20 protein-coding genes are annotated in these 24667 nt (G+C 63.4%); 11 read left to right on the top strand and 9 right to left on the bottom strand.

Features of this window, described 5'->3' with window-relative positions; genetic code table 11:
• Window positions 1–108 precede the first annotated feature (108 nt).
• From AC1DIN_RS14265 to AC1DIN_RS14285, 5 genes are all read right to left on the bottom strand, one after another.
• The gene (locus AC1DIN_RS14265; RefSeq protein WP_476810278.1) at window positions 109–1053 is read right to left on the bottom strand and encodes a KAP family P-loop NTPase fold protein; all 945 of its coding nucleotides are present in this window, start codon (window positions 1051–1053) and stop codon (window positions 109–111) included.
• A gap of 457 nt (window positions 1054–1510) precedes the next feature.
• On the bottom strand, window positions 1511–3343 hold the full coding sequence (locus AC1DIN_RS14270) for a TniQ family protein (RefSeq protein WP_441523646.1): 1833 nt from the start codon (window positions 3341–3343) through the stop codon (window positions 1511–1513).
• Window positions 3340–4413, bottom strand: a complete 1074-nt coding sequence (locus tag AC1DIN_RS14275) for an ATP-binding protein (RefSeq protein WP_441523645.1) — start codon at window positions 4411–4413, stop codon at window positions 3340–3342. The genes AC1DIN_RS14270 and AC1DIN_RS14275 overlap by 4 nt, the downstream gene beginning before the upstream one ends.
• Before the next feature lie 4 nt (window positions 4414–4417).
• The gene (locus AC1DIN_RS14280; RefSeq protein WP_441523644.1) at window positions 4418–6568 is read right to left on the bottom strand and encodes a hypothetical protein; all 2151 of its coding nucleotides are present in this window, start codon (window positions 6566–6568) and stop codon (window positions 4418–4420) included.
• On the bottom strand, window positions 6568–7278 hold the full coding sequence (locus tag AC1DIN_RS14285) for a TnsA endonuclease N-terminal domain-containing protein (protein WP_441470811.1): 711 nt from the start codon (window positions 7276–7278) through the stop codon (window positions 6568–6570). Before AC1DIN_RS14285 ends, AC1DIN_RS14280 begins: the two co-directional genes overlap by 1 nt.
• 1618 nt (window positions 7279–8896) lie before the next feature.
• On the opposite strand from AC1DIN_RS14285, the gene AC1DIN_RS14290 reads away from it, so the two are divergent.
• From AC1DIN_RS14290 to AC1DIN_RS14300, 3 genes are all read left to right on the top strand, one after another.
• Window positions 8897–9469, top strand: coding sequence for a metallophosphoesterase family protein (locus tag AC1DIN_RS14290; protein WP_441470812.1), 573 nt, complete (start codon window positions 8897–8899; stop codon window positions 9467–9469).
• A gap of 106 nt (window positions 9470–9575) precedes the next feature.
• Window positions 9576–9956: an MbcA/ParS/Xre antitoxin family protein gene (locus AC1DIN_RS14295; RefSeq protein WP_441470813.1), complete on the top strand. Its 381-nt coding sequence runs from the start codon at window positions 9576–9578 to the stop codon at window positions 9954–9956.
• A 312-nt stretch (window positions 9957–10268) separates the two neighbouring features.
• On the top strand, window positions 10269–10640 hold the full coding sequence (locus AC1DIN_RS14300; protein WP_441470814.1) for a c-type cytochrome: 372 nt from the start codon (window positions 10269–10271) through the stop codon (window positions 10638–10640).
• Between the two features lie 42 nt (window positions 10641–10682).
• Here the strand turns inward: AC1DIN_RS14300 and AC1DIN_RS14305 are convergent, their stop codons facing one another.
• Window positions 10683–12836 carry a xanthine dehydrogenase family protein molybdopterin-binding subunit gene (locus AC1DIN_RS14305; RefSeq protein WP_476810279.1) on the bottom strand — a complete coding sequence of 718 codons (2154 nt, stop codon included), beginning with the start codon at window positions 12834–12836 and terminating at the stop codon, window positions 10683–10685.
• 12 nt (window positions 12837–12848) lie between these two features.
• A complete protein-coding gene (locus AC1DIN_RS14310; protein WP_441470816.1) occupies window positions 12849–13295 on the bottom strand; it encodes a (2Fe-2S)-binding protein in 447 nt (148 codons plus the stop codon).
• A 337-nt stretch (window positions 13296–13632) separates the two neighbouring features.
• On the opposite strand from AC1DIN_RS14310, the gene tehA reads away from it, so the two are divergent.
• The 3 genes from tehA (at window position 13633) to AC1DIN_RS14325 (ending at window position 17128) form a co-directional block, all read left to right on the top strand.
• Entirely contained in the window at window positions 13633–14604 is a 972-nt protein-coding gene (tehA, locus tag AC1DIN_RS14315) for a dicarboxylate transporter/tellurite-resistance protein TehA (RefSeq protein WP_441470817.1), read from the top strand.
• Between the two features lie 62 nt (window positions 14605–14666).
• Window positions 14667–15248, top strand: coding sequence for an NAD(P)H-dependent oxidoreductase (locus tag AC1DIN_RS14320; RefSeq protein WP_441470818.1), 582 nt, complete (start codon window positions 14667–14669; stop codon window positions 15246–15248).
• Complete coding sequence (locus AC1DIN_RS14325; RefSeq protein WP_441470819.1) at window positions 15245–17128, top strand: cation:proton antiporter domain-containing protein; 1884 nt, start codon at window positions 15245–15247, stop codon at window positions 17126–17128. Before AC1DIN_RS14320 ends, AC1DIN_RS14325 begins: the two co-directional genes overlap by 4 nt.
• Here AC1DIN_RS14325 and AC1DIN_RS14330 read toward each other — a convergent pair.
• Window positions 17119–17952 carry an alpha/beta fold hydrolase gene (locus AC1DIN_RS14330; RefSeq protein WP_476810280.1) on the bottom strand — a complete coding sequence of 278 codons (834 nt, stop codon included), beginning with the start codon at window positions 17950–17952 and terminating at the stop codon, window positions 17119–17121. The genes AC1DIN_RS14325 and AC1DIN_RS14330 overlap by 10 nt on opposite strands.
• Before the next feature lie 234 nt (window positions 17953–18186).
• On the opposite strand from AC1DIN_RS14330, the gene AC1DIN_RS14335 reads away from it, so the two are divergent.
• From AC1DIN_RS14335 to AC1DIN_RS14355, 5 genes are all read left to right on the top strand, one after another.
• Window positions 18187–19173, top strand: coding sequence for a GlxA family transcriptional regulator (locus AC1DIN_RS14335; RefSeq protein WP_441471081.1), 987 nt, complete (start codon window positions 18187–18189; stop codon window positions 19171–19173).
• Between the two features lie 185 nt (window positions 19174–19358).
• On the top strand, window positions 19359–20177 hold the full coding sequence (locus AC1DIN_RS14340; protein WP_441470821.1) for an alpha/beta fold hydrolase: 819 nt from the start codon (window positions 19359–19361) through the stop codon (window positions 20175–20177).
• Between the two features lie 174 nt (window positions 20178–20351).
• Window positions 20352–21110 carry an SDR family oxidoreductase gene (locus AC1DIN_RS14345; protein ID WP_441470822.1) on the top strand — a complete coding sequence of 253 codons (759 nt, stop codon included), beginning with the start codon at window positions 20352–20354 and terminating at the stop codon, window positions 21108–21110.
• A gap of 62 nt (window positions 21111–21172) precedes the next feature.
• Window positions 21173–22423 carry an MFS transporter gene (locus AC1DIN_RS14350; RefSeq protein ID WP_441470823.1) on the top strand — a complete coding sequence of 417 codons (1251 nt, stop codon included), beginning with the start codon at window positions 21173–21175 and terminating at the stop codon, window positions 22421–22423.
• Entirely contained in the window at window positions 22410–23843 is a 1434-nt protein-coding gene (locus tag AC1DIN_RS14355; RefSeq protein ID WP_441470824.1) for an MATE family efflux transporter, read from the top strand. Before AC1DIN_RS14350 ends, AC1DIN_RS14355 begins: the two co-directional genes overlap by 14 nt.
• A 94-nt stretch (window positions 23844–23937) precedes the next feature.
• Here the strand turns inward: AC1DIN_RS14355 and AC1DIN_RS14360 are convergent, their stop codons facing one another.
• On the bottom strand, window positions 23938–24657 hold the full coding sequence (locus AC1DIN_RS14360) for a hypothetical protein (protein ID WP_441470825.1): 720 nt from the start codon (window positions 24655–24657) through the stop codon (window positions 23938–23940).
• Between the last annotated feature and the right edge of the window lie 10 nt (window positions 24658–24667).

The raw sequence follows: 24667 nt of genomic DNA on the forward strand, positions 1-24667 counted from the left end.
TCGCACCGTTGATCACCTCAAAGCGCCGGACTTCGCCCTCCGGCTCAAGTCTATGGTCAAGCCTAGACACAAAACGACCCTCCAAATCTGGATCGTCACACTGACCGCTCAGACCCCGTCGAAGAAGGTGAGATCGGGACACCGCTTACAGAGGTAGCGGCCGCCCTCAATGTCCACGACTGCACCAAGCCGCGATCTCCATGCCCCGGCTTCGTCGGCAGCATAAGGAAGCGCATCTATCTCCTCGCGGAACCATCGACGCAGGTCGAAAGCCTCAGGCCGCGGTACCGAGATCGCGATCTGGACGATCTTCTCAATGTAGGCGTGCCCATTTTCCACCTGGGCGGCTGCCTGTATCGAGTGGGCAACAATGCTAGGATCGTAGCAAAGCATATAGACCACATTCGGGAAGTCGGCGACTGAACGGACGAGCCGCAGAATCTCGACAACCTCACTTGGTTCCAACCGATCAACGTCGTCGACGGTGACAACGATGCGGCGCGGTAAGGAGCCGAGGCGTTGGCGCAAGTCCGCCTTCTCGGCGGCAATCGAGCGTTTGCCGTCCAGACCGTTCGCCGCCTTAGCGATCGCCTCGATGGCCTCACCGGCAAGCGCCGCCCCGGGAACGACGGAGCCGGCGACCTTTGCCAATGTGCCTAGGCCGCCGAGTTGTGCGGCGAAGCCAACGACCTTCTTGCCAGCCTCTCCCAGTTCACGGCGTTGCCGTCCGACCGGATCGCCCGAGCCCTCTTCAATTGTATCAACAGCTATGGCGAGCTCGCTGAACAGCGCCAGCAGCAAGCTGTTTCTGTCACCAATGAGCCAAGGCTTGAATTCGATGACCTCCGGCGCGGAGCTGGATGCCCGCAACGCGGCCACGGTCATGTTCACGAGACTGGACTTGCCCGATCCCCAGCGGCCCTCAACTCCGATGACCAAGCCGTCGACGACGGGCTGCCGAAGAACCGCGGCCGCGATCGCTTCCGCAGTCGCTGCGAAGCCCAGGCGATCTTCAGCGGAACTCTGAAGCGCCTTGTCGCCACTCAGATCCAAAGTTGCATTCCTTCGGCGTGGAACGATTACCCAGGTAGGTGTTGGGGGGCCGTTGTGTCGCGGCCTGAACATTTCTCCAGTGATCGCGCGGCAATCTCTGGAAATCGAAAGCCCGGCCGAAGCCGGGCGTTCTCAGGCTTGATGACCCCGTTCCAGAGAGCCCGCCGCAGGGGTGCGGCGGACTTCCGCTCTCATCGAGGCGCACTTTGGGTGGAATCAGACCAAACTTCCGGAGCGCCTACACAGGCTTCACAATTGAGGAGGCAGGCATAATGTTTCCGCAGGCAATGACATAAGATCTTGAAATCATTCAACGGCGACGAGGGACTTCTGCAGGCTAAGTTCCGCAAATTGAGGGATAGTACTTCCGCATAATTGTGCGTACGGACCGCGTCAGAGCAAAAAAAAGAGCCCGGCCAAAGGAGCCAGGCTCTTCTCAGCCGAAAGGGGCGGGAACCTAGAGATCCGGAGGAATTTCAGACCGCCGATAGAACGAAGCCATGACCTGTTTATGCGTCAAAGCCGGTTCGATGCCCCTCGACGCCAATTCTCGTTTCAGGATCGGCATGTGCTTGGAGCGGCCGCGCGCGAGTTCATGGAGTGATGCGAACTGAGCCTTGAACGCTTCGGCGGCTTTTCGAGGGACGGCGACGTAGGGACAGCGGTTTTTGGGACTTATGCGCCTCTCGCTCGATAGCGCCTTACTCTCGACGAGTGCGCTCAGAACCCGATCTGTTGTGCCGAGCATGTCTGCCGCTTGGCCCATCGTAAGATGATCGCTGTCTTCACTGCGTATGAGTCTTTTCACCTCGGTGACATCGACCAACAGAGACGGGAAACCGGTCGTAGCGGTCCATGAACCGACCCAACGGAGCCGGCGGTCCAGGATTAGTCTTACAATCTCCATTGCTGAGCAGCAGGTACGTTTCGCGGCAGCGGCGATCGTCATCTGGGGCCACTCTGGTTCTTTGACCCAAACGACGTTGGTGAATAGCCGCATCTTAAATTCGTCGAGCTCGCGACGGTCGTAGCACTGATCGCCAAGCTCGAGCCGTTCATGGCCTTCCATTGGCTGAATGAAGCCATGATCAACCAGCAGTTTCGTGTGTACGCGACCAGAGTTCAGGTTGGTCTCGACCTGCTTCTGAGTAAGTGCGTTCTGAAGTTTGTCGAGGACCGGCACGGCAGCCTCAGACGAGAACGTTGCCACGTTATCCGTGAGGTGATCGGACCTGGCGGTTAGGATGCCGGATGCGCGAAGCACGCGCCGGAGACGCTTACGGTGAAGCCCGGTTGCGCTGCTTGCCGTGGAGACCGAATGGAGGCGCCGCTCCGTCACGATCTGCTTGCCGAAAAGAAGATCCTCAGGACTTACGGGGGCCGTATCCGCAACGAAGTCAATGATGAGGTTGCGGATGCAGTCGTAATTCGGGTCTTCCCGAAGCGAATACAGCCATTTGAAGAGCCGACCGAACCATGCTTGCGGCCCTGCACTGTGCCCATGCGAACCGACATGCGCCGTCCAGAGATCATGCAGAAGCTCCCTGACGCGCTTGGGCCCGCCAATGGCCAGGTCGAATCCAGCTTCTCCTGCGCTGCGCCAGTCTTCATCGCTCAGTTCTTTCAGCGTGACGTGTCGGCCCCTCTGGATGACCGCGCCGACGACTTCACAGGTCTTAATCGCAACGTAGCAGGGCAGAGAGTCCAGCCAGGGGCTCCCGGCGCGCCCGTCCAGCCTATGCTGCACATAGTGCTCAAAGCGCGTCGGGGTGCGGCTAACGGCTTCGGCGGCCAGTTGCACCATACGGGGGATCGCAGCAGCCGCGCTTCGCGCGAAGTCGTGCACCAGCGAGGGATCGTCGGTATGAGCAACGCACACGAGTTCGACGTGGTGAACCATGCAGATGCGTGAGTGCTGAAAAAGCCAGTCGGCGCGTGCGCTCACGTTCCAGGAGGGGCCGGTCTCGAGATCTTCCGTCAGGCAGCGTGGGCAGGCCATTTGGCGCGCCCGCCGAAGGGATGATCTGGAGAAGGTCTGGCCGCGATACTCGTAGTGCCCCTCATGGCGGATGATCGCCCATCGTGAGATCACGGCAGGAGTTTCATCAACGAGATGGGCTAGGCGCGCCAGTGCTCCTGGGTCGCCGTCGACTATTTCCTGCTGCTGGAAGCCCATATCGAGGGAGAAGACGCGGACGCTCTGCGACCGATGGAGCAGCGCGAGACGCGAAACAAGGCTCGCCGGAGACTCGCCCGTTCGCGGCTTCAACGTCGGATACAGAGATGTCATGACCGGCCGCCCTTCTTGCTGCCGCGTCCGCGGCGGGCTTTGGACAAGGGCTGCCACTCCGGGTCGACCGGAGGCTCATTGGCAAGCACGAGCGTGCAATCGAGTTCTGCCCAACCCGACGCGATGAAAGGGTTCATCGGGGAGGCGCATCCAGTTCGATCGGTGAAGGCGGTCGCGAACTGCTCTGTCCCCAGAGGCTTTTTCTCCGCAAGGGCATGTTCGATCGCCTCGTGGATGAGTTCGATGGCGACGCCTAGGCGGTAAAGCGCGGCATGGATGAGGCGAGGGGCGATCTCTGTCGGCTGTGCGTTGCTAATTTCGACGTTCGCAACTTCTGCCAAGCCAAGGATGAGGCCTTCAATCATGTCCAAATCGCGGGGCAATTGCAGCAGAGGGACCGAGACGAATTGGCCACGCCTGCGGATCTCGTCGACGCGTCGCATCTCAGGGACGAGACCGGGCAAACCCGAGATGATTAGTCCAACCGGCCAGTCAGGTGAGACCATGAGCCCCTTGAGGGCCTTGCGGATATTGTCCAGCTGCAGCGAGTTCGCGCCGTCTGTCAGATTATGCATCTCGTCGAGATGGATGAGCAGGACGCCGGCGGCAGGCAGCAACTCATGGATACGAGCCCAGATGATGTGGTCCGCCAGTTCCCGGGACAGCGGATAGCCAAGTGCTCTCAACAGCTCCCGCCCGAGCGTCTTTAACGTACAGGGAGCCGGCACGGTCACGCGAATGAGGGGGGAGCGTTGCTCTCCCCGGGGTTGGAGAACCGGATGCGTCCGAAAAAGCCGGTCGAGAGACTCCGTCTTGCCAGTTCCCGCCTCGCCGGTCACGACGAGGCATCTTGCTTCAAGCCGTGTTTCGGGAAGAGGCCATCCCGCCACGATTCTGCGCGAGAGAACAGATCTGAGAAGCGTGTCGAACTTGGCACGGAGATCATCGTCCCAATCCGTCTGGATGTACCGGCCTTTCAGGCGCTCCCGCACGTCAAGCAGACGGCGCTGTGGCTCGGAGAGAGACGACCGGAGCAGGTCGATAACGTGGAAATCGGATTCGATAGACATGGCATCAGTCCGTGATGGTGAAGCGGCGCGGAGGGGGCGTCGGCTGATCCGGGGTAGGGCTGTTCGCGACCGCATGGTTCGCAGCCGGAATTGCACCGCTCGTGAGATCCTGATTGATCGGTTTCGTGTCGGGCGGCAGTTGCACAGCACGCTTGAACCCGAAGCCGATCTCTTTCTCGGTGTGTGCCAACTGTTCCGGAGTCGGGCGTGTCGAAAGAATGGAAGCCCTCTCGCCGGCAGCCCTAGCCAAATCCCAGGCGTCCTTGACCGCTTGCGCGACAATCTGGTCGTCGAGCTCGGTTTGAGCCTTGAAGCGACGACGCAAGTCGGCCTCGGCCGCGAGCCAGATGTCGAGCGAGACGCCGTCGAAGCAGGGCCGGCTATTAGGTACCACCAACCACCCGCCATCGTGGAGTCGGACAGAGACATGCGACAGGTCCATATGATCGAGGCGGACCGGAAGCCTGATACCTCCGTGTTTCCGATGGAGCTCCTGCAGCTCGAGCGAGTTGAAATGCAGCCCAAGAACCCTGACGCCACGAGGCGTCAGGCAGCATTGGGATTCAGCGCCAAACACGACGCGGCGGGTATGACGGTCCGGAGGAGGGGTGATCCCGTAGGTCTTGACCAGTCGCTTCCAACAATTGGCTGGCGTCTCACCGCCAAGCCCGGAGTGCGGGCTGTTGTGATAGATATCGAGGACCCAGCGGGTGATGACATCGCAGAGTTCCGGCAGCGTTAGGCTGATGCGAGCGATCGGATCATAGTCACCCTTTGCTGCTATCGATTCGAATGTCCTTCCGGTGAACGGACTCAGGGCCTGCGTCCCAGCCGTCTTGAAGAAGCGTTCGACGCGGCCTCTCAGCGCCGGGATTCCGGCGGGCGGTGCCTCCGCGTCTGCGCCAAGATCGATGACGGCGCGGCGGAAGCGAAGCGACATGAAGGCAGCCCCCTGATCGGTCACGATAGTTTCGGGGCTCCCGTAGAAATCTTCCCGCGATAGGGCTCCCGCTGCTAAGGCGTAAGGGGCCTTTGGTGAGACGACCATTTCGAGCGTATCGATCGCCAAGTCGGTGGTCGGGGTCAGCCCGATCTTGAAGCCGAGGACCACTCGCGTTGCGCAGTCGAGGGCGGCGCAGAGCCACGGTCGTACAGATGCGATCTCTGAACGAAGCCTGTCGGAGAGCTTGTCGAGGATCCCAAGATCGGCGCACAGCGCCTGAAGGTTGATCCGCCATTCATCGAGTTCCACACGCTGCAGCGGCCGCTCGACATCGACGCCATTGAGGACTGCGGGAAAACGCCTTTTCGCGGCGTCCAAGCCGTGTCGACAAGCGTACGTGTCGAACTCGGGAAACGAGCGGATCTCCTGCGCGAGGCGTTGGTAGCTCGGGACACGTAGAGCGAGTTCTCCGGCCGCGAGCCGCTTTACGTTCTCAAGATCGATATGGGCCTTCATCAGGCGATGAACGTCCCGGATCGTCGGCCTGGTCTCGCTCATATACCGATGGGCGAACTCAAGGAGGAGCTTGCGCTCTTCGAGCCTGAGCCGTTCCGTCACCCGATTGCCGCTATTGATCCGGCGATGGCGGAGCGCAATCGCCCGCTGACCTCCTTCGATGTACCACGATCGCCACTTGCGCGCTGTTCGGGGGCTTGGTGGCTTTGGCATGCCCGGAAGTTGATCGCCCGCCTGGAGGCGAATTGCGACGCCCTCGGCGTTTCGTTTTGCGGATCGCTTCAGCTGCGTCTCATGCAGCTTCTGCACGATTTCCGGTGCGATGCGCTTAAGCGCAGAATCGGACAACGTTGTCTTGCGTTCGACCCGCAACTTCTCGAGCTCGCGGCAAAACTCTGCTCGCCACAGGATTTTTTCCTGCTCCCTGTGAGGAAGCGAGCCGATGAATTCATCGAACGATTGGCTCGTAGCAAAGGCCTTGCTTTGGGAGAACGCTCCTCGATCGAAACGAAAGCCCTCCTTCAGAGAGGCTTCAAACAGCTCGCGATCGGTGAACTTCTGGACGACGTCCGGATCTTCGACGCGTTCAAGGACATAGCCGTGTGCAAGCCGAGACCTGCGCTTGTACGCGATGTTGTCGATGACCAGGCGATCCTGGAATGCGAGGTTGAAGCGGGGTGTGAATTCGGTCGACATCACGCAAGCTCCTCGTCATTCGAGGCGGTGACCAGACCGATCCGAGCGGCGTAGCTAATCCGCTCGTCGTTGAGGAGGCGAGCCTTGCCGCTAGCAATCAGGCGGATGACCGCTTGGAAGCCTTCACCCTCGAGTTTGCTGGCTTGGACGATTTGCCCAACGGTGGATTGAGGGGTCTTGGCGAGAAGAGTTGAAACCGCCGCATCATGGACCGGATTGGAGGTTCGACGAGACAGGCGGATCAACTTGGCGTTGTGTACCAGGTCTAGCGAGATGTCCCGGTCGGTGATCAGCTTAACGTAGTCGGCGAACCCGCCTGGAAGCTGCAGGGCCATGGACCTCAGCTTATGATCGAGACCTTCGCGCTGCGCCTTTTCCCACGGCTTCACGGCTACAGCTATCTTGCAGCCGGACAGGAGGGTTAGCAGGAAGTCGAACGTGTATCGCCGCCTCGTTCCTGCGGCGTCGGTCCAGTCTATCGCGGGCGGCTGCTCGACGATGTCCGCAATATCTGGACAGGTCGAGAGGACGAGGGCGACGTCGCGCTCCAAGCCGCTCTCACACATCAGCTCGTAGGGGACGCTGCCTGCAATGATGCTGGGCCGGCAGGCGCCACGGCTTTTCGAGTGAACGTTGCGCGAGGATCGAGATTCGCCTGGCAAATAGACGATCGGCGCCGGCGAGGGGGCAATTTCAACAATTGGGTTCATGAGATCTATTCGTTCGGTAGGCGCGCCACCGCGATCTCAGTATTCGTGCGAAACTGCTTGCACGCGCTCGCGCTCGCAGGTACACACGAATGACCAAGTCGGCAGTCGCCGGGTATGGGAATCGCTCCGAGGTTCTGAAGGCCGCTAGGAGCGAAGGATTTCTACGGGAAAGCACTTCGATTGCCGTCGAAGTGCTTTCTTCGTTCTGGGCGCGGTTTTACATTGCGATGCCCTCCGCTTCAGAACCGGGCACGGCAACGGCCAATCGCTCGGCCTCCGTTCGGGCGGCTCCTTGGAAAATTCGGGCGATGCCCAGAACGCGGCAGATCGCGGCTATTCTGGGATCGGTCGTCACAAGGTCCGGCTTCAGAACGATAAGCCCCGAAAGTGAGCCGGCTGGCGCATTGCCCAACTTAGGAGGAAGCTCGGCAATCAACGCGACGTAGTCTTGGACAGAGGGTGGAGTAGGGGCGGATACCGCAGCGATCGAACGCTCTGATGCTAAATCGATCGCGACGAGCGATCGCAACTCGCAGAACTTGATCTGGACGGCCCAGGGCTCGTCAGCATCTAGCTGACTTGTTCGAAACTCCAAGTTTGACACGCGACCTCCTTTTGGCCGCAAGCGCCGAAACCGCTTGACCTGTTACCTAGGTCGCAAGAGAGTTCGGAGCTCATCGGCGCCAGCCTTTGAGATGGTGAAGTTCGGGGGCTCGATACTTTCCTAGGGTCTCTCGCCAACGAACTTCATTGCAAAAGCGTCGGCTTTCGCCGGCGCTTTTTTGTTGTTTGCGAGCTTGGAAGCTGAATTGCGCGGCTCGCGAAATCAGGATCAGCAAGTAGCGGCCTCCCGTCGAGTCGATTCTTTCGAGCGGTGGACCCTCAAGCTCAGCTTGCCGCGCTACCGCTTTGAGCCGCGGTGCTAGGGGTTCGAAGTCGAGCGGTTGGGTTCGATTCTAGCTGCAACATTCTGAGATTGTTCAAAATTTCCCAGATCAAGGAATCGATCGTAGGTATCTTGACTCTGTTTGAGTGTAATGTTATGCGGTCCCCCGCGGTGCGGCGGAAATTCGCGGGGGTAATTGTGCGCGATTTAAATTCAGCACGCCGGTTTTTTATTTGCGAATATTACAATTCCGATATCAAATTCGCAGTATTATTGCTCGCGCAGGCGATGGCGATACCGGCTATTTCGGGCGTTTAGCCGCTTGCCTCTCGCCGCGCGGTACGCGTTCTGGCGCTCCCCCAACCACGAATTGCTACTGACAGTCTCAGCCAACGCCAGCATCTAACCTGCTGACTGGTCATTGGGGCCGCTTCGCTCCTTCCTGCCTGCATACATCGCCTCAGGGCGGTTGCGCCGCCGAGCGTGACGCGTTCCTCCTGCTACGAAGGTCTTCGGATGCGTCTGCTTGTCATGTCGGACATCCATCTGGAGTTCGGGCCGTTCGCATTCCCCGCCGACCTGCCGGATTCGACGCCGCGGTCTTCGCTGGCGACATCCATCAGCCGGTCACCGCCGCGGTCGAATGGCTCGCGCAAGAGCGCGACACCGGCGCGCTGAAAGGTCGACCGATCGTCTACGTCCCCCGGCAACCACGAATTCTACAATCATGAAATGAAGTCCGAGCTCGCCAAAGGGCAGGCGGCCGCTGACGAAGCAGGGATCCTGCTGCTGAACAGGCGCGCCGTTGTCATCGACGGGGTCCGCTTTGTCGGTGCGATCCTCTGGACCGACTACCGGTTGCTAGGCACTCCGAAGCCATCAATGATCACGGCTGGGGACGAGATGAACGACCACCGCCTGATCCGATATCGAGAGGACAGTGGCCACCATGCCCGGTTCATGCCGTGGCACGCGGCCGCCGAACATCGCAAAGACCGCGATTATCTGAGGCAGGAACTCGAGCGGCAGCACGGCGGGCCCACTGTGGTCGTAACCCACCATGCGCCGCATCCAGGCTCGGTGCAGCCGCGACATCAGGGTGGATCACTGTCTCCGGCATTCGTGTCGAATCTCGGTTGGCTGATCGAGGCCACCAGGCCGGAGTTGTGGATCCATGGGCACGATCACGGCTCTCACGATTACCTAGTCGGGCAAACGCGGGTGTTTGCCAACCAGGCCGGTTACCCGCGCGATGGATTAAGAGAGAACCCGGGTTTCCGGATCGACTGTATCGTCGAGGTCTAGGTTCGGGCAATGATACTGGCCTTGGCCCGGCTAGGCCCGCGCCGCTCGGGGTTGTCTCTCTTACGCTAACGGGCGCCGTCGTCCTTATCCGAGAAAAGGAATTGTCGTGCCAGGTCAACATTTCCCTGTTTCATCTGCTGAATCGGGCGCGGTCGTCACCAAAGCCGCTATTCGGGCAGCGGACCAGCTCAAGATCAGCTCCGAGACGCTTGCCGCGATCATCGGCGTCAGTGAGGTTACAATCTCGCGCATCAGGCGCGGCGGCTCTGCACTTGAGCCTGGCACAAAGCCGTTCGAGCTTGCCGTCCTTTTCGTGCAGTTGTTTCGCTCGCTCGATGCAATTGTCGGCGGTGACGATGAGATCGCCGCAAGCTGGCTTGCCAGCGCGAACATCCCCCTCAATGCCCGGCCGATCGAGAAGCTGCAGACCGTGGCCGGGCTCGTTGATGTCATCGCCTATCTGGACGCACGTCGCGCTCTCAACTGAGCTTGGAGGGATCTTACCGCTGTAAAAAGGGCGGCCGAGGACATTGCCATCAACGGAGCAGTCATCCTCGCCTTCACGTCGGTCAGATCCACGCCCTCACTCAGGCTGAGCGCCGCAAGCGTAACCTGCTTCGCTCGGATCGCCGGTGGCGGCCAGAGCGCGGTGGCCTCACCCAGCTTCAAGCCGGTGATGGAATATCTTTGCGTCCCGAAACAGCGTGTTTTCGTCCTCGGGCTGCATTCGGCTGCCGCCTAACCTCATCCGCATCCGGATCGCGGCCGCAGTGGCCGGTCTTTGAGAGAGGGATGAGTCATGATGCTGGGAAAACGACTTCTGCTGATCGCCTGCCTTGTGGGGAGTGCCGGTCTCGCGCATGCGGAGGGCGACGCGGCAAAGGGAAAGACGTTGTTCTCCCGCTGCTCCGCCTGCCATGCGGCCGGGAGCCAGAACAAGATCGGACCCGGACTCGCCGGCGTCGTCGGTCGCCCGGCGGCGAGCGCTCCCGGTTTTCGTTACTCGAAGGCGATGACGGGCTCCGGCCTGACCTGGACCGAGGAGCAGCTCGACACCTATCTCGGGGGACCTGCGAAGGCGGTTCCCGGGACGACCATGGCGATCGCGGTCCCGAACACACAGGATCGCAGCGATATCATCGCATTCCTGAAGACGCTGCCTGCGCAGTAGGGGCGGGCCGCCCAAAAACACTCGGGCGCGCGCCGGTGAACATCACCGGCGGCCGGGCAGTCCAGGCTCCCCGACGCCGCCCATCGGCGCTCCGCTCTCGACGATCTCGACATGAACCTGAGGCATCGCGGCTCGGGACAGGATCGGATAGTCATCGAAATTGTGAGACTGGCGTAGGCCCCCATCATAGACGAGTTCCTCGAACAGCGTGGCGGAGAGCCCTAGCGCTGCCGCCGACTCGACCTGCGACTTCACGATCGCGGGGTTGACGATGCTGCCGGGATCGAATGCGATCCAGAGGTTGTGAACCTTGACCTCGCCCGCTTCGAGCGAGACCTCGGCGATCGTCGCTGTTTCCGAGCCGAAGGGCGAGGCCATGGCTACGCCGCGCGCCCGCTTGCCGCCCTCCGCATCATAGGGGCCGCGCTTCCAACCGCCCGAGATCGCGGCCACCGTCTCCAGCAGCTTCCGATGGCGTGGCTTGTCCTTCAGCAATTCCATGCGGAGCTGGAAGGGGTCCTGTTTCCCGGCATCGGCCATCTCGTCGAAGAAGCCCTCGTAGAAGTAATCGTTCATCGAGTGACCGACCGAACGCCAGAAGGCGATCGTCACGGGATGGGGGAAGCGGACATACTCCATGCTGCGGGACGCGATGGCATAGGGCTTCTCGACGATGCCCTCGACCGCGGAGCTGTCGACCCCGCCCTTCGCGCCGGCGCCGAAATAGCGTCCCAGCGGTCCTTCTCCAACGGTACGGACCTGGATGGCGGTCGGCTTTCCATCGGGGCCAATCGCGGCCCGGAAGCGGCTGAAGCTCAACGGGCGCAGCGCGTCGCGCTTGAACTCCTCCTCGCGGGACCAGAGCAGCTTGACCGGCTTGCCGGTTTCCTTCGCCAATAGGATCGCCTGCTGGAAGGGATTGCCGGGCCCATAGACGAAATGGCGCCCGAAGAACCCGCCGAGCATCGGCGAATGCAGGATCACCTTCTCCGGCGGCAGTCCGGCCGCCTGAGCCGCGACCGACTGGAACAGCTCGGGCATCTGGTTGGGAAGCCAGAGCTCCAGCGAACCATCCGCGTTGAAGCGCGCGATCGACGAGGGCGGTTCGAGCTGGCCATGAGCGAGGTATGGCGCATCGTACTCGGCCTCTACGGTCTTAACGGCCTTGGCGAAGGCTGCCGCAACATCGCCCTCCTTTTCGGCCGAGACGGCCTGGGCGGTGTTGCCTTTGAGCTTGGATAGCAGGCCCGCCGAAGAGTAGTCCGCCGCGACGGCGTCGAAGCCACTCGCAGGCGGCGCGGACCAGGTCACGTCCGCCGCCTCGACCGCCTTGCGAGCCCGGTACCAGCTGTTTGCGGTGACGGCGACCGCGCCGGGCAAGCGGTGCACGCCATGGACTCCCGGCATGGCCTTGAGCGTGTCTTCATTCGCGATCCCGGTCGGGTTCGTGCCGAGATGCGGCGCATGCTGCACGGCCGCGTAGAGCATGCCGTCGACTTTCTGGTCGATCGCGTAGATCGCTTTTCCGGTCGATTTCTCACGAACGTCGAGCCGGGGTACGGGCTTTCGCAGCCAGCGGAAGGTTGCGGGGTCGCGCAGCTTCACCTCGGCGGCGGGGGTGAGCTTCAAGGCCTCCTCGGCGAGTTCGCCATAGGCTACGCGCCGACGGGATGCCGCGTGAACGACATGGCCGTCTTCGGTCGTGAGACTGTCGGGCTTGACCTTCAGGCGCGCCGCGGCTGTCCGAATGAGCATTTCGCGCGCGCTGGCGCCGAGCCGGCGCATCGGCATGTAGCTTGAGCGCGTCGAGAAGCTGCCGCCCGTCATCCGCAATCCGTCGATGACGGCGTAGTCGGGTCCGGGTGGCGCGCATTCCACCTCGAAGCGGGCCGGGTTGACGTCGAGCTCCTCGCCGATCGTCTGCGCCATGCCGGTGTTGATGCCCTGACCGCCTTCGACGAAGGGGCTGAGGATCTTGAAGCTGTTGTCCTTGCCGATGACCAGGAAGGCGGCAACGCGTGTGCCCGGCTTGACCGCCTGAGCGGTCTGGGCGCGCGCTGGGATGGCGGGCAGCAGAGCGCCCAGCACCAGCGAGGCCGCGCCACCGAGAACGCCCCGGCGAGAGAGATTGGCGACGCCTTCGACGGGGATCAGCGCAGTTGCGTTGGTGGACTTGATCGCTGCGAGCATGTTCATGTCGATCCCTCCTCAACCAGCGGCCTGATGGATCGCCGCTGCGATCCGATTGTAGGTCCCGCAACGGCAGAGATTGGTCATGGCGTCCTGGATGTCCGCATCGCTCGGCTTCGGCGTCTGCTTGAGTAGCGCGGTCGCGGCCATGACCTGTCCCGACTGGCAATAGCCGCATTGCGGCACCTGCTGCGCCACCCATGCCTCGACGACCTTATGGCCGACAGGATCCTGCTCGATCGCCTCGATCGTGCGGATTTCCGCGGTGCCGACGCTGTCGAGCGGCATCTGGCAGGACCGGACGGCCTGACCGTCCATTAGTACAGTGCAGGCGCCGCATTGGGCGATGCCGCAGCCGTATTTCGTCCCGGTCAATCCCAACGTATCGCGCAGAACCCAAAGCAAGGGCGTCTCCGCTTCCGCATCGACCTCATATGCAGCCCCGTTGACCTTGATGCTTGTCATGACCGCTTCCCACTGCGCGAATGAAGCATGAACCTTAAAGGGGGCGGGGCCAGCGCGCAGGACGAAGACGAGGCGATTTCGGACAAATCCCTTCGAGAGCCACGAGCGCGTCTGTGGTGCAAAGACAGGCAATCGGGACGTCCCGCGCAGGGATGTTTCGCGCCCACGTCCCGAATTGCCTCGTCTTCGTCCTGCGGTCCTGCTGGGTTTGCCGCTAAGGTCCGCCATGTCCCGACCGGGCCGATGAGATGCGGAGATATTCCTCGCTCGCGGAGGCGCGCGTCTCATTAAGCCACCTAGCCGAACAACCCAAAGCCCAACCCGGATGGACAGATCCATGAGCAAACCCCTCGCCATCCCCGCCTCCTTCTTCGGCATGGTCCTGGGGCTGATCGGGTGGGGCAATAGCTGGCGGGCGGCGCATGAGGTCTGGGGGCTGCCGGCTGCGATCGGCGAGGCCCTGATGCTGGCAGGCGGTTTCGTCTGGGCCGTTCTCCTTGTCCTCTTCGCCGCCAAATGGCTGGCGGCTCGCAGCGAAGCCATCGGGGAGGCGAACCACCCGGTCCAGTGCTGCTTCATCGGGCTGGTCGGAGTTGCGACGATGCTGGTTGCGATTGCCGCCAACCCCTATTCCAGCCCCGTCGCGGTGGCGCTTTTTGCGGCGGGATTGACCTTCACTCTGGTCTTCGCCCTGTGGCGCACCGGCATCCTCTGGCAGGGCACGCGCGATCTGGCCGCGACGACGCCAGTCCTCTATCTGCCGACGGTCGCAGGTTCCTATGTCACCGCGATCGGCCTGACGACATTCGGGCTCGGAGACTGGGGCCGCCTCGCCTTCGGGGCTGGCCTCCTGAGCTGGTTGGCGATCGAATCCGTTCTGCTCCACAGGCTCTACACAGCGCCGGAGATGCCGCCGCCGCTGCGGCCGGTGCTGGGCATCCAGCTGGCTCCGCCTACGGTCGGCGCCGCGGCCTATCTAAGCGTCACGAGCGGCCCGCCTGATATCGTCGTCTACGGCCTGATCGGCTACGGCTTGCTGCAGCTCCTGCTGCTCGCGCGGCTGGCACGGTGGATCTTCGCTGCCGGTGTCACAGCCTCGGTCTGGGCTTTCACCTTCGGGCTCACCGCGCTGGCAACGGCGATGGTCAAACTCGTCGGCCGCGGCGATGCAGGTCCGGTCTCCGTCCTGGCGCCCGTCGTGTTTGCATTCGTCTCGATCGCGATGGGCGCGATCGTTCTGCGGACACTCTGGCTCCTAGTCAGGGGAAGGCTGCTGCCAGCCCCACCGGCTCCGTCGGCCACGCGCTGACCGCCGCGACGTCCTCCTCCAGATCAAACGCCCCGACGACGATGCAAAACTCAGCAGACCACATGATCTTGAGCCCGGTCGCAGAGGAGACGAACCCGGTCGAGCCGACTGGCCTGCTTGTCATCGCTCACCCGCGGCTCGACCGCAGCGTCGTGAACGCCCGCCTGGCGAAAACGGCGGCCGAGCAGCCCAGGATCGAGATCCACGATCTCTACCAAGCCTATCCAGACTATCAGATCGACGTCGCTGCGGAGCAGGAAAGGCTGCTGCGCCACAAGGTGATCGGGATCCAGTTCCCGCTGTTCTGGTATTCGGTGCCGGCTGTCCTCAAAGAGTGGTTCGACCTCGTCTGGCTTCACGGCTTCGCCTATGGCGGCAGCGCGCCGCGCCTTGCCGGCAAGACCTTGTTCTGTGCGGCCTCCACCGGCGGCGATGAGCGGAGCTACCGCGAGGACGGTCGCAACGGTTACAGGGTGGAGGAATTCCTGCGGCCGCTGGAGCGGACAGCGGCGCTCTGCCAGATGCACTGGGCCGCGCCCCATCTGCTCCATGACGCCCCTCGGTTGCGTGGAGAGCAGCTGGAGCAGGCAGCGCAGGGATATAGGCGCTATCTCGACAATCTGATGCGGGAGACCGTCATATGAGCACCGGCGAAATCCTGGTCCGGACCTTCGTCTATCTGCTTGCCGGCGTCATCGCCGTCCCTCTGGCCAAGCGTTTGGGGCTCGGATCCGTTCTCGGCTACATCATCGCAGGCGCCGTGATCGGCCCGGGCCTGCTCTCCTTGACGGGCGATATTGCCGCCGTCAGCCATGTCGCCGAATTCGGCATCGTCATCCTGTTGTTTCTCATCGGCATGGAGGTTCGCCCTGCGCTGCTGTGGCAGATGAAGGGACTAATCTTCGGGCTCGGCATGGCACAGATGCTCGCCGTGTCGGTGGTGATCACGCCCATAGCCATGATGCTGGGGCTCTCCTTCGCGGTCTCGGTGACGCTTTCTCTCATCCTCGCGATGAGTTCGACCGCGCTCGTCATGGCCACACTGGAAGAGAAGGGGCAGCGGTCGGGGACCATCGGCCGTGCCTGCTTCGGTGTGCTGCTGTTTCAGGATCTCTCCATCATCCCGCTGTTCCTCGTCGTTCCGCTGCTGGCGTCGAACGCATCTGCGGCAGCGGAGGGCAATCCGGCCGCCTGGCTGCGCGGCGCCGAGGCCTTGGTGGCAGTAGTCTTCGTCGTCCTCGCAGCCCGGTTCGCCGTCAGGCCTCTGTTCCGATTTATCGCGGCAACGCATTCGCGCGAGGTCTTCACCGCAGCGGCATTGATGCTCGTCGTCGGCGTGGCGGCTCTGATGACCGTCGTCGGTCTGTCGCCGGCTCTGGGTGCCTTCATCGCCGGGGTTGTCCTCAGCGAAACCGAGTTTCGGCAGGAAATCGAGAGCGACATCGATCCGTTTCGCGGCTTGCTGCTGGGGCTGTTCTTCATCACGGTCGGAGCGGGACTCGATCTCCAACTGCTGCGAAGCCAGCCGCTTTCCGTCATCGCGATCGCGGTGGGCCTGATGCTCGCCAAGACGCTCGCGATGTACGCGGCCTCCCGCGCCTTCCGTTTCCGTCCCATCGAGGCGATTTCGCTGGCTGTCCTGCTCGCGCAAGGCGGGGAGTTCATCTTCGTCTTCATCGGCTTCGCCAAGCAGTTTGCGCTGCTGCCCGAGCAGCTGTCGCGCCTGCTGCCTGCCGCCGTTGCCATCTCGATGCTGCTGTCGCCGCTGCTGATGCTCTTGCTGGACCGCATCATCCGTCGCCGGATCGCTCCGTCGCAGCAGGCCGCGCCAGACGTCCAATTCGAGGATCGCGTCGATGTCATCGTCGCCGGGTTCGGCCGTTTCGGGCAGATCGCGGGCCGGTTGCTGCAGGCCAACGGCCTGCGGATCTCGATCATGGACACGAGCCTGACCCAGATCGAAATCCTGCGCCGCTTCGATCAGCGCGTGAATTTCGGGGATGCAACCCGGCTCGACCTTCTTCGCGCCGCGGGAGCGGAAACGGCAAAGATCCTCATCGTCGCCATCGACGAGCGCGAGCAGATCAGCCATCTGGTCGAAACGGCTCGGACGTCGTTTCCGCACCTCGTGATCCTCTCGCGTGCGTGGGATCGGCGCCATGCCTACGAGCTGCTGCGCCTTGGAGCGGATCACGTCGAGAGCGAGACCTATGAATCCAGTCTTTCGATCGGGAAGGAAGCCTTGATCCGTTTCGGTTTTCGCGCTCACCGGGCGCATCGGTCTGCAGCCTTGTTTCGAATGCACGACCGCTCGCTCTTTGGTCGGAGCCGGCCATCGAGTGCAGACGAGAATGGGTTCCTGCAGGCGTCGAAGGCCGCCGCATCGACCCTGGCCCAGCTCCTTGCCGCAGATCTTGAAAATGAGCGCTCGCACCGGGGCCAGGAAGAGGACTGGGGCACGCGCGGGCTCTACGGGGAACTCACCGCCGACACACGGGAAGCCTCGGGCGGCGGTCAGACCTGACGATAGCCGCCCGTGACCCAGGCCGAAACGGCATCCATATAGCCCGCGGCATCATCCTCCCAGACGAAATGGCCGGCATGGAATACCCGGTGGGCGGCATGGGGAAGGTTTCGCGCCAGAAGCTCGCCGTTGGCCGGCGGCACGATGGGGTCGTCCTTGCCGGAGATCACGAGGACGGGCGTCGTCACCGTCGGCAAGAGGGCCTGGAGCCTCGGCAGATCGCGCGGATAGGCCCTGACATAGTCCGCGGCCTCGATCCAGCGCCGCCCCAGTGAGGACAGGCGGAAATCTTCCATAGCCTCGGCCGGTGGGGTCGCACGCGTCAATCGGGTGATCGTGCCGACGACCTGGGCGCCGCCGTCGGGCTCGCCATACGTCCCCGGCTTCGCCTCGATCACGCTCCGCAAGCCCTTGCCGAGCAGGCCCATGTCGACGCCGCCGCTGCCGACCACGAGGCTTTCGAACAGGTCGGGCCGGGTGGCCGCCGCGAACAGCATCGCCGAGGTGCCCACGTCGGGACCGATGGCATGCCACCGTGCGATGCCGAGCTCTGCGGCCAGGCGGATGACGAATTGCCCCATGGCTGCCGGCGACATCAGTTCGGAGCGATGATCCGAGCGCCCGAAGCCCGGGAGATCGACCGCAATGACGGGGCCGAGCTGCATCAGGTCGTCCCAGATCGCGTGAAATGCGTAGATGCTCTGCGGCCAGGGCGCAGTGATGAGGATCGGTAGGCCGAGCCCCGGGCTTCGCAGAATCCGAAGCTTATACCCCTCCACGGGGATGAACCCAGGCTTGAGAGGATCAAAAATGGCTTTGACCATGATGCCGCCTCGCTGATGCACCTTGCGGGATGTAGACGGATATTCGGCGGCTCGATCCGTCAAAGACACGCCGATTTGGGACAATCCGCGCGATCCGTCAGCCTTGTGTCTTGAAGCCTGCGCGCCGCTGGCTATGTCGCCCAATGGTGGCCGACTGGCGTGACGGCTTTCGAGCCCCGCTCTGCCGTGCATGAAATCATGCTATCAAGCGAAACCGGTGAGGTGGAGGTGCGGATGAGACATGTCGGCTTCATCATGGAAGACGGTTTCCAAGTCATGGGCTTGGCTGCCTTGTCTGCATTCGAGTTCGCCAACCTGCAGCTTGGCCGCCACGCCTACTCGGTCTCCGTCATGTCGGAGAGAGGCGGGGGCATCTTATCTACCTTGGGCATGAAGGTTGAAACCGTCCCGCTAGGGGAATTTCCCGACACCCTCATGGTTCTCGGCGAGTTGCGTCCGCGGCCCCTTACGACGGCGTTGCGCGATTACATCGCCGCTGCCGGCCAGCATTCCCGCCGTGTCGCTGGCGTCTGCACAGGCGCATTCGCGCTGGCGGAAGCAGGTCTGCTCGATGGGAAATCAGCCACGACGCACTGGGCCCATGCCAAGACGCTGCAGGAGCGTTACCCCGCCGTGCGGGTCGACGACGACCGCATCTTCATCAAGGACGGCAATGTCTGGACATCGGCAGGAATGAGCTCCGCGCTCGATCTAGCCCTGGCGCTGATCGAGGATGACTATGGCGCGGAGCTGGCCCGGGGAGTCGCGCGCCGGCTCGTCATCTATCATCGGCGGCCCGGTGGCCAGTCGCAGTTCTCGGCCTTGCTTGAACTTGAGCCGCGCTCCGATCGCGTGAAACGAGCGCTCGTCTATGCCAAAGAGAATCTCCGCAACGCCTTGACCGTCGAGGAACTCGCGGATGCGGCGAGCCTGAGCCCACGGCAGTTCACCCGCGTGTTTCGCGAAGAGACCGGGCAATCCCCGGCGAAGGCTGTCGAGCGGCTGCGCCTGGAGGCGGCGAAGGCGATGCTGGAGGATGGCAGGCATCCGATGGATATCGTCGCTCGCGATACCGGCTTTGCCGATCGCGATCGGATGCGCAGGGCTTTCCTGCGCTTCTTCGGGCACCCGCCGCAGACGCTGCGTCGCAATCTACGCCTGGCGGAAGCGCAGGAACAGGCAGGCGACGTGACATCTGGCATGGCCGAGGCTGGCGAGTAGTTCCCCGGCCAGCGAAGCCATCGCACCCAACTCGGTTCGCATAACGCGTCAGGTGCCGCTCCGGCAGCCAAAAGAAGACGCCATGGCGGCGGCCATGTCCGGAATTGCCGCCTTGTTGACTTAGGAGCGGACGACTGTGGGGCCTAGCTTGTCTCGACCGTCAAGGTCGAACGCCGGAGGCAAGCGTGGCCGTCAAATCCGAGATCAATGCGCTGGAAACATCCTTCGGGCGGTTGGCATGGCGTGAAGACGGACCGATCGGCGGTTTGCCGCTGGTCCTCCTTCAGCGCTTCCGCGGCACGATGGACGATTGGGACCCGGCCTTCATCGCGGCGATCTCACAAGACAGGCGGGTGATCCGCTTCGACAGCGTGGGCATAGGGCGCTCCGATGGGAGCGTGCCGGAGACGGTCGCGGGACTCGCCGCCGTCGCGGCCGAATTCATCCAGCGTCTCGGCTGCTCGCAGGTCGATCTGCTCGGCTGGTCGCTGGGTGGCGTGGTCAGCCAGCAATTCGCCCTCGATTTCCCGGCGCTCGTCCGCCGGCTCATCGTGGCGGGGTCGAGCCCGGGGCCGGTCGCCGACGGTCCGCAGCAGCATCCGCGAGTGCCGCAGATCATGACAAAGCCGGAAAACGACGCCGACGATTTCCTGTTCCTGTTCTATCCGGAGAGCGAAAGCGCGGTCGCTGCCGGCCGCAGCTCGCTCGCCCGCATCGCCACGGCGCCAGGTCGGGGGCCGCCGGTCAGCGCTGTGTCGTTCATGGGGCAGGTTAAGGCGGTGTCGAGCTGGCCTGGCGTACTGCACCGCGCCAAGGAGCTGAGGCTGCCGATGCTCGTCGCGAACGGCGCTCACGACGTGATGCTGCCGGCCTATCGTTCCTATGTGCTCTCGCAGCAGGCGCCAGATGCCAAGCTGGTGCTTTATCCGGACGCGGGACACGCCTTCCTGTTTCAGCACATCGACGACTTCGCGGCCGAGATCGATCGCTTTCTCGAAGGCTGAGCCCAGCCCGCAGACCGCGCGGCCGTCAACGTTCGGCGATAGCGAGATTTCGCGACGCAATGTCTCAAATCGACGCTTATGTGTCATTTGAGACATTGCGATTGTTTGCGATTGTCGGTCCATCGGCGGCGGGGAGTGCCCGGTCTGCCTCAACGAGAGATACCAGGTGACGCCATGCAGATGACCGGCAACACGATCTTCATCACCGGGGGGACCTCGGGCATTGGGCGGGGCCTGGCCGAGGCATTCCACAAGCTCGGCAACAAGGTGATCGTGGCGGGGCGCCGCCGGGCGCTGCTCGACGAGGTGACGACGGCCAATCCGGGCATCGATGGGATCGAACTCGACATCGCCGATGCCGCCGATATCGAACGGGTGGCTGGCCGCCTGACGCAGGCCTATCCGACCCTGAACGTGCTGATCAACAACGCCGGCATCATGCCCTTCGACGATGCGGGCGGCACGATCGACGATGCGACGTCGCGCAAGATCATCGACACCAATCTGCTCGGGCCGATCCGGCTGACATCGGCGCTGATTGGGCATCTGAAGGCCCAGCCACGTGCGACGGTGATCCACAACACCTCCATCCTGGCCTATGTGCCGCTGGCGACAACGGCTGTGTATTCGGCCACAAAGGCAGCCCTGCACTCCTATGCGCTGTCGCAGCGCTTCATGCTGCGCGAAACCGGCGTTTCGGTGCAGGAGATCGCGCCACCCTGGGTCGATACCGACCTCATCAAGAAGAGCGGCGACTCTCGCGCCATGCCGCTCGACATCTTCATCGAAAAAACGATGGCCGGTCTCGCCACCGAGGCGGCAGAGGTGATCGTCGACGAGATTAAGGCGCTGCGGGATAACCCAGGCAGCGGTGAGCACGCGCTGGTGCAGGGCTTCAATCTCGAACTGATCGCCAATCCCATTCCGGTCTGATCCGTAGAGGCGCCCCCATGTCGGTCCGGCAGGGGGAGCCTGCGGCGTTTGGAGCGCTCTCGATGATTCATGACAAGCCGCTATCCTCCGCGGCTAAGGCCCCCGCCGCCGTCGAAGCGATGGCGTCGAAGCCGGTTGAGGAAGGCTCTCTTCTGCCCCCGGCCTTTCTCGCGCTCGGCACCTTCGCCATCGGAACCGAAGGGTTCATGATCGCGCCGCTTCTGCCGACCATCGCCGACGACCTCGGGATGAGCCTCTCGGCGACGGCCACGCTGGTCGTCGTCTTCACGCTCGTCCTTGCCGTAAGCTCGCCGATCTCGACCGTCTTGACCGCGAGCTTGCGGCGGCGCGATACGCTGCTTCTCGCCATGGCGATCTTCACCGCCGGGAACCTCATCGCAGCGCACTCCTCGTCCTTCGCGGCGCTGATGCTCGCCCGCATCATGATGGCGGTCGCGTCGGGGCTCTACATTCCGGGAGCGAACTCGCTGGCGGGAGTCATCGTACCTGCGGGCAAGCGCGGACGTGCGCTCGCCATCGTCAGCGGCGGCATGACGATCGCCATCGCGCTCGGCCTGCCTCTCGGCGCCATCGTCGGCCATGCTTTCGGCTGGCGAACCACCTTTCTCGCCGTGGCTGCGATGGGACTCGTCGCGATCGTCGGAATCGGTCTCGGGATTCGCTCCGACGCCGGGTTCGGGATTGCGGTGGCGAGCCTGAAGCAACGGCTCGGGGTGGTCCGGCGCCCTGCGATCCTTCGCCTCCTCGCCGTAAGCCTGTTCTGGGCGATCGGCGCCTTCACGGCCTACCCCTACATCGCTCCCTATCTGAAGGCGGTGCTCGGTTTCGGTGCCACCGGAATCAGCGCGACGGTCTCGATGTGGGGCCTCGCCGCAGCGATCGGCGTCACGGTCGGCGGCACGCTGAACGACCGCTTCGGATCGAACCGGGTGGTGCGGAGCTCTCTCATCGCTCTTTCAATCTCCTTTGCAGCTCTCGCCGTTGCGACGTTGTTGGCGCCGGCAGGGGCCCTCGTAGTCGCGCTCCCTGCCATCGCGGCCTGGGGCTTCAGCGTGTGGTCGCTGTTTCCTGCCCAGATGGCGCGGCTGATCGCGGCCGGGCCAGTCTCGGAGGCATCCGTTGCGCTCGCGCTCAACACCTCGACCACGTATCTCGGCTTCTCCATCGGATCGGCGATCGGTGCCGGTATCATCGGTATCGGCGCGGTCTGGGCCATCGGCGCGATGGCGGCGCTGGCTGAACTGGTGGCGATGATGCTCGATCGACGCGGGGCAGCCCATGCGACGCGGTGACGACGCCTCTGCGCCGGGGGCGCCCGGCTCACTGCCCGGTTCCTCGGCCGAGCTCGCGAACCGCGCGGGGTCGGCTGTGCCCGTCGATCCGCGCACCAGACGCATGCTCGAAGCGCCCGTGCTGCCGCTGCTGGTCCGGATGGCCTGGCCGAACGTGCTCATCATGCTCGCCCAGGCATCGAGCGGGCTGATCGAGACCTGGTTCGTGGCCAAGCTCGGGACGGAGGCGCTGGCGGGCATGGCGCTCGTGTTCCCGACCGTCATGCTGATGACGATGCTCTCGAACGGCGCGATCGGCGGCGGCATTTCCTCGGCCGTGGCGCGTGCGCTCGGCTCCGGACAGCGCGCACGGGCTGACGCTCTCGTCCTGCACGCGATCGTCTTGAACCTCGCCCTCGGCCTCGGCTTCTCGGCCCTGTTCCTCATCTTCGGCCGGCCGATCTATCGTCTGCTCGGCGGCTCCGGCGGCGATCTCGAGGCGGCCTTGACCTATTCGGGCGTCGTCTTCGCCGGCAATGGCCTGATCTGGCTGATGAACGGGCTCGCCAGCGTGATCCGCGGCACGGGCAACATGGCATTCCCGGCCATCGTCAGCTGTGTCGGAGTCGCCCTGCTGATCCCGATCTCGCCCCTACTGATCTTCGGCTTCGGCCCCATTCCGGCTCTCGGCATCGCGGGAGGAGGGGTGGCGCTGCTCACCTTCTACGCCGGCGGAACGCTCGCCATGGCGTGGTACGTCCTCTCGGGGCGCAACCCGGCGCGGTTCCACTGGGTGCGCCTGCATTGGGAGCCGCTCGCCGGCATCCTGAAAGTCGGCGCGCTCTCGGCGCTGCAGTCGCTCCAGACCAACCTCATCGTCGCTGGCGCGACCGCGATCGTCGCCGCCGCGGCCGGGGTGGATGCGGTCGCGGGCTTCGGGACAGGCGTCCGGCTCGAATATCTGCTGGTCCCAGTGATCTTTGGCATCGGCGCGCCGATGGTCGCGCTCGTCGGCACCAATATCGGCGCGGGCCAGCGCGAGCGGGCACTGGAGATCGGGCTGAGCGGAGCGGGCCTGTCCTTCGCGATCACCGAAGTCATCGGTATCGTGGCCGCGCTGTTTCCCGCCGCCTGGCTCGGGCTGTTCAGCGCCGAGCCCGCGATGATCGCGACCGGCAGCGCCTATCTGCGGATCGTCGGCCCCTTCTACGGCTTTTTCGGGCTCGGACTGTCGCTCTACTTTGCCAGCCAGGGCGCGGGAAAGCTGCTCTGGCCGCTGGGCGCCGGCGCGCTTCGCCTCGTCGTCGCACTGCTCGGCGGCTGGCTTGTCTTGCGGCTCACGGGTTCGCTCGAAGCCTTCTTCGCCTCGCTGGCGCTCGCACTCCTGGCCTATGGGCTGGCGATGTTCGCTGCGGTGAAGGCGGGCGTCTGGTTCAAATAGCCCGGATCCGGAGTCGTGCACCGGAGTGGGCGAACCATTGGCGAGCGGATCATGCGCAGGGCCGCGGCATAGAGGCAGCGGCCCTGCTGCGGAATCAGGCCAGCCGGATGTCCGAAAGGTCGATCGAGACGACCAGCGGCTCGGCAAGCGAGGTTCCATCCGGCTGACGCGGGTAGATGCGCCGCTCGGTCGGGAAGCGGAGACCCTGCACCTCGACATAGCTGCCGATATAGTGTGCGCCCGGCGTGTTCCCGGCGATCTCGACATCGTAGTCGTGACGCTTCAGCAAGCCGGCATCGTCGACGTAGAGCGTCTGCACGGTGCTGTGCGTGGCGATGTCGGAGGGAAACGCCACTTCGAGCTTCTGCCAGGTCTCACCCTTCTCCCGCCACTCCCCGACGGATCGGCTGACGACGCCGGGCGCAGCCAGCAGGAACGGCATGTTGAGATAGGTCCACATCGCAATCCCGGCGAAATAGGCCAGTTGAGGCTCTGTCCATGGTGTTTCGAGCGTATGCCCGGCGAAGGAGGCGCGAGGCTCGTCCAGCTCCTCGACGATCTTCCCGGCGGCGTCCCTGATCTCGACGCGGCCCGGCTCGAAGCGGGTCACCTTGCCCTCCGGCCCGAACGGCGAATGAGAAGCCCACTCCCGCCCGAGCCCGACCGTGACGTTCGTCTCGTCTAGCTTGCCGCCATGCCCCTTGAGCGGCCAGAGCACGCCGCCCTGCCGAAGGTGGGCGGTCAAGGTGGTGAAATTCTTCCATCTGTCGAGCCCGCCATGGGCATCGATGATCTTCCGTGCCAGAGCGTCCATGTCGTCATCC

It is taken from the genome of Allobosea sp. 05T438, from assembly GCF_056396025.1.

Bases quoted from the DNA above. Each gene is read 5' to 3' on its own strand.
- AC1DIN_RS14270 (WP_441523646.1), bottom strand. From the start codon at position 3,343: ATGACATCTCTGTATCCGACGTTGAAGCCGCGAACGGGCGAGTCTCCG.
- AC1DIN_RS14275 (WP_441523645.1), bottom strand. From the start codon at position 4,413: ATGTCTATCGAATCCGATTTCCACGTTATCGACCTGCTCCGGTCGTCT.
- AC1DIN_RS14280 (WP_441523644.1), bottom strand. From the start codon at position 6,568: ATGTCGACCGAATTCACACCCCGCTTCAACCTCGCATTCCAGGATCGC.
- AC1DIN_RS14285 (WP_441470811.1), bottom strand. From the start codon at position 7,278: ATGAACCCAATTGTTGAAATTGCCCCCTCGCCGGCGCCGATCGTCTAT.
- AC1DIN_RS14290 (WP_441470812.1), top strand. From the start codon at position 8,897: ATGAAGTCCGAGCTCGCCAAAGGGCAGGCGGCCGCTGACGAAGCAGGG.
- AC1DIN_RS14300 (WP_441470814.1), top strand. From the start codon at position 10,269: ATGATGCTGGGAAAACGACTTCTGCTGATCGCCTGCCTTGTGGGGAGT.
- AC1DIN_RS14305 (WP_476810279.1), bottom strand. From the start codon at position 12,836: ATGAACATGCTCGCAGCGATCAAGTCCACCAACGCAACTGCGCTGATC.
- AC1DIN_RS14310 (WP_441470816.1), bottom strand. From the start codon at position 13,295: ATGACAAGCATCAAGGTCAACGGGGCTGCATATGAGGTCGATGCGGAA.
- tehA (WP_441470817.1), top strand. From the start codon at position 13,633: ATGAGCAAACCCCTCGCCATCCCCGCCTCCTTCTTCGGCATGGTCCTG.
- AC1DIN_RS14320 (WP_441470818.1), top strand. From the start codon at position 14,667: ATGATCTTGAGCCCGGTCGCAGAGGAGACGAACCCGGTCGAGCCGACT.
- AC1DIN_RS14325 (WP_441470819.1), top strand. From the start codon at position 15,245: ATGAGCACCGGCGAAATCCTGGTCCGGACCTTCGTCTATCTGCTTGCC.
- AC1DIN_RS14330 (WP_476810280.1), bottom strand. From the start codon at position 17,952: ATGGTCAAAGCCATTTTTGATCCTCTCAAGCCTGGGTTCATCCCCGTG.
- AC1DIN_RS14335 (WP_441471081.1), top strand. From the start codon at position 18,187: ATGAGACATGTCGGCTTCATCATGGAAGACGGTTTCCAAGTCATGGGC.
- AC1DIN_RS14345 (WP_441470822.1), top strand. From the start codon at position 20,352: ATGCAGATGACCGGCAACACGATCTTCATCACCGGGGGGACCTCGGGC.
- AC1DIN_RS14350 (WP_441470823.1), top strand. From the start codon at position 21,173: ATGATTCATGACAAGCCGCTATCCTCCGCGGCTAAGGCCCCCGCCGCC.
- AC1DIN_RS14355 (WP_441470824.1), top strand. From the start codon at position 22,410: ATGCGACGCGGTGACGACGCCTCTGCGCCGGGGGCGCCCGGCTCACTG.
- AC1DIN_RS14360 (WP_441470825.1), bottom strand. From the start codon at position 24,657: ATGGACGCTCTGGCACGGAAGATCATCGATGCCCATGGCGGGCTCGAC.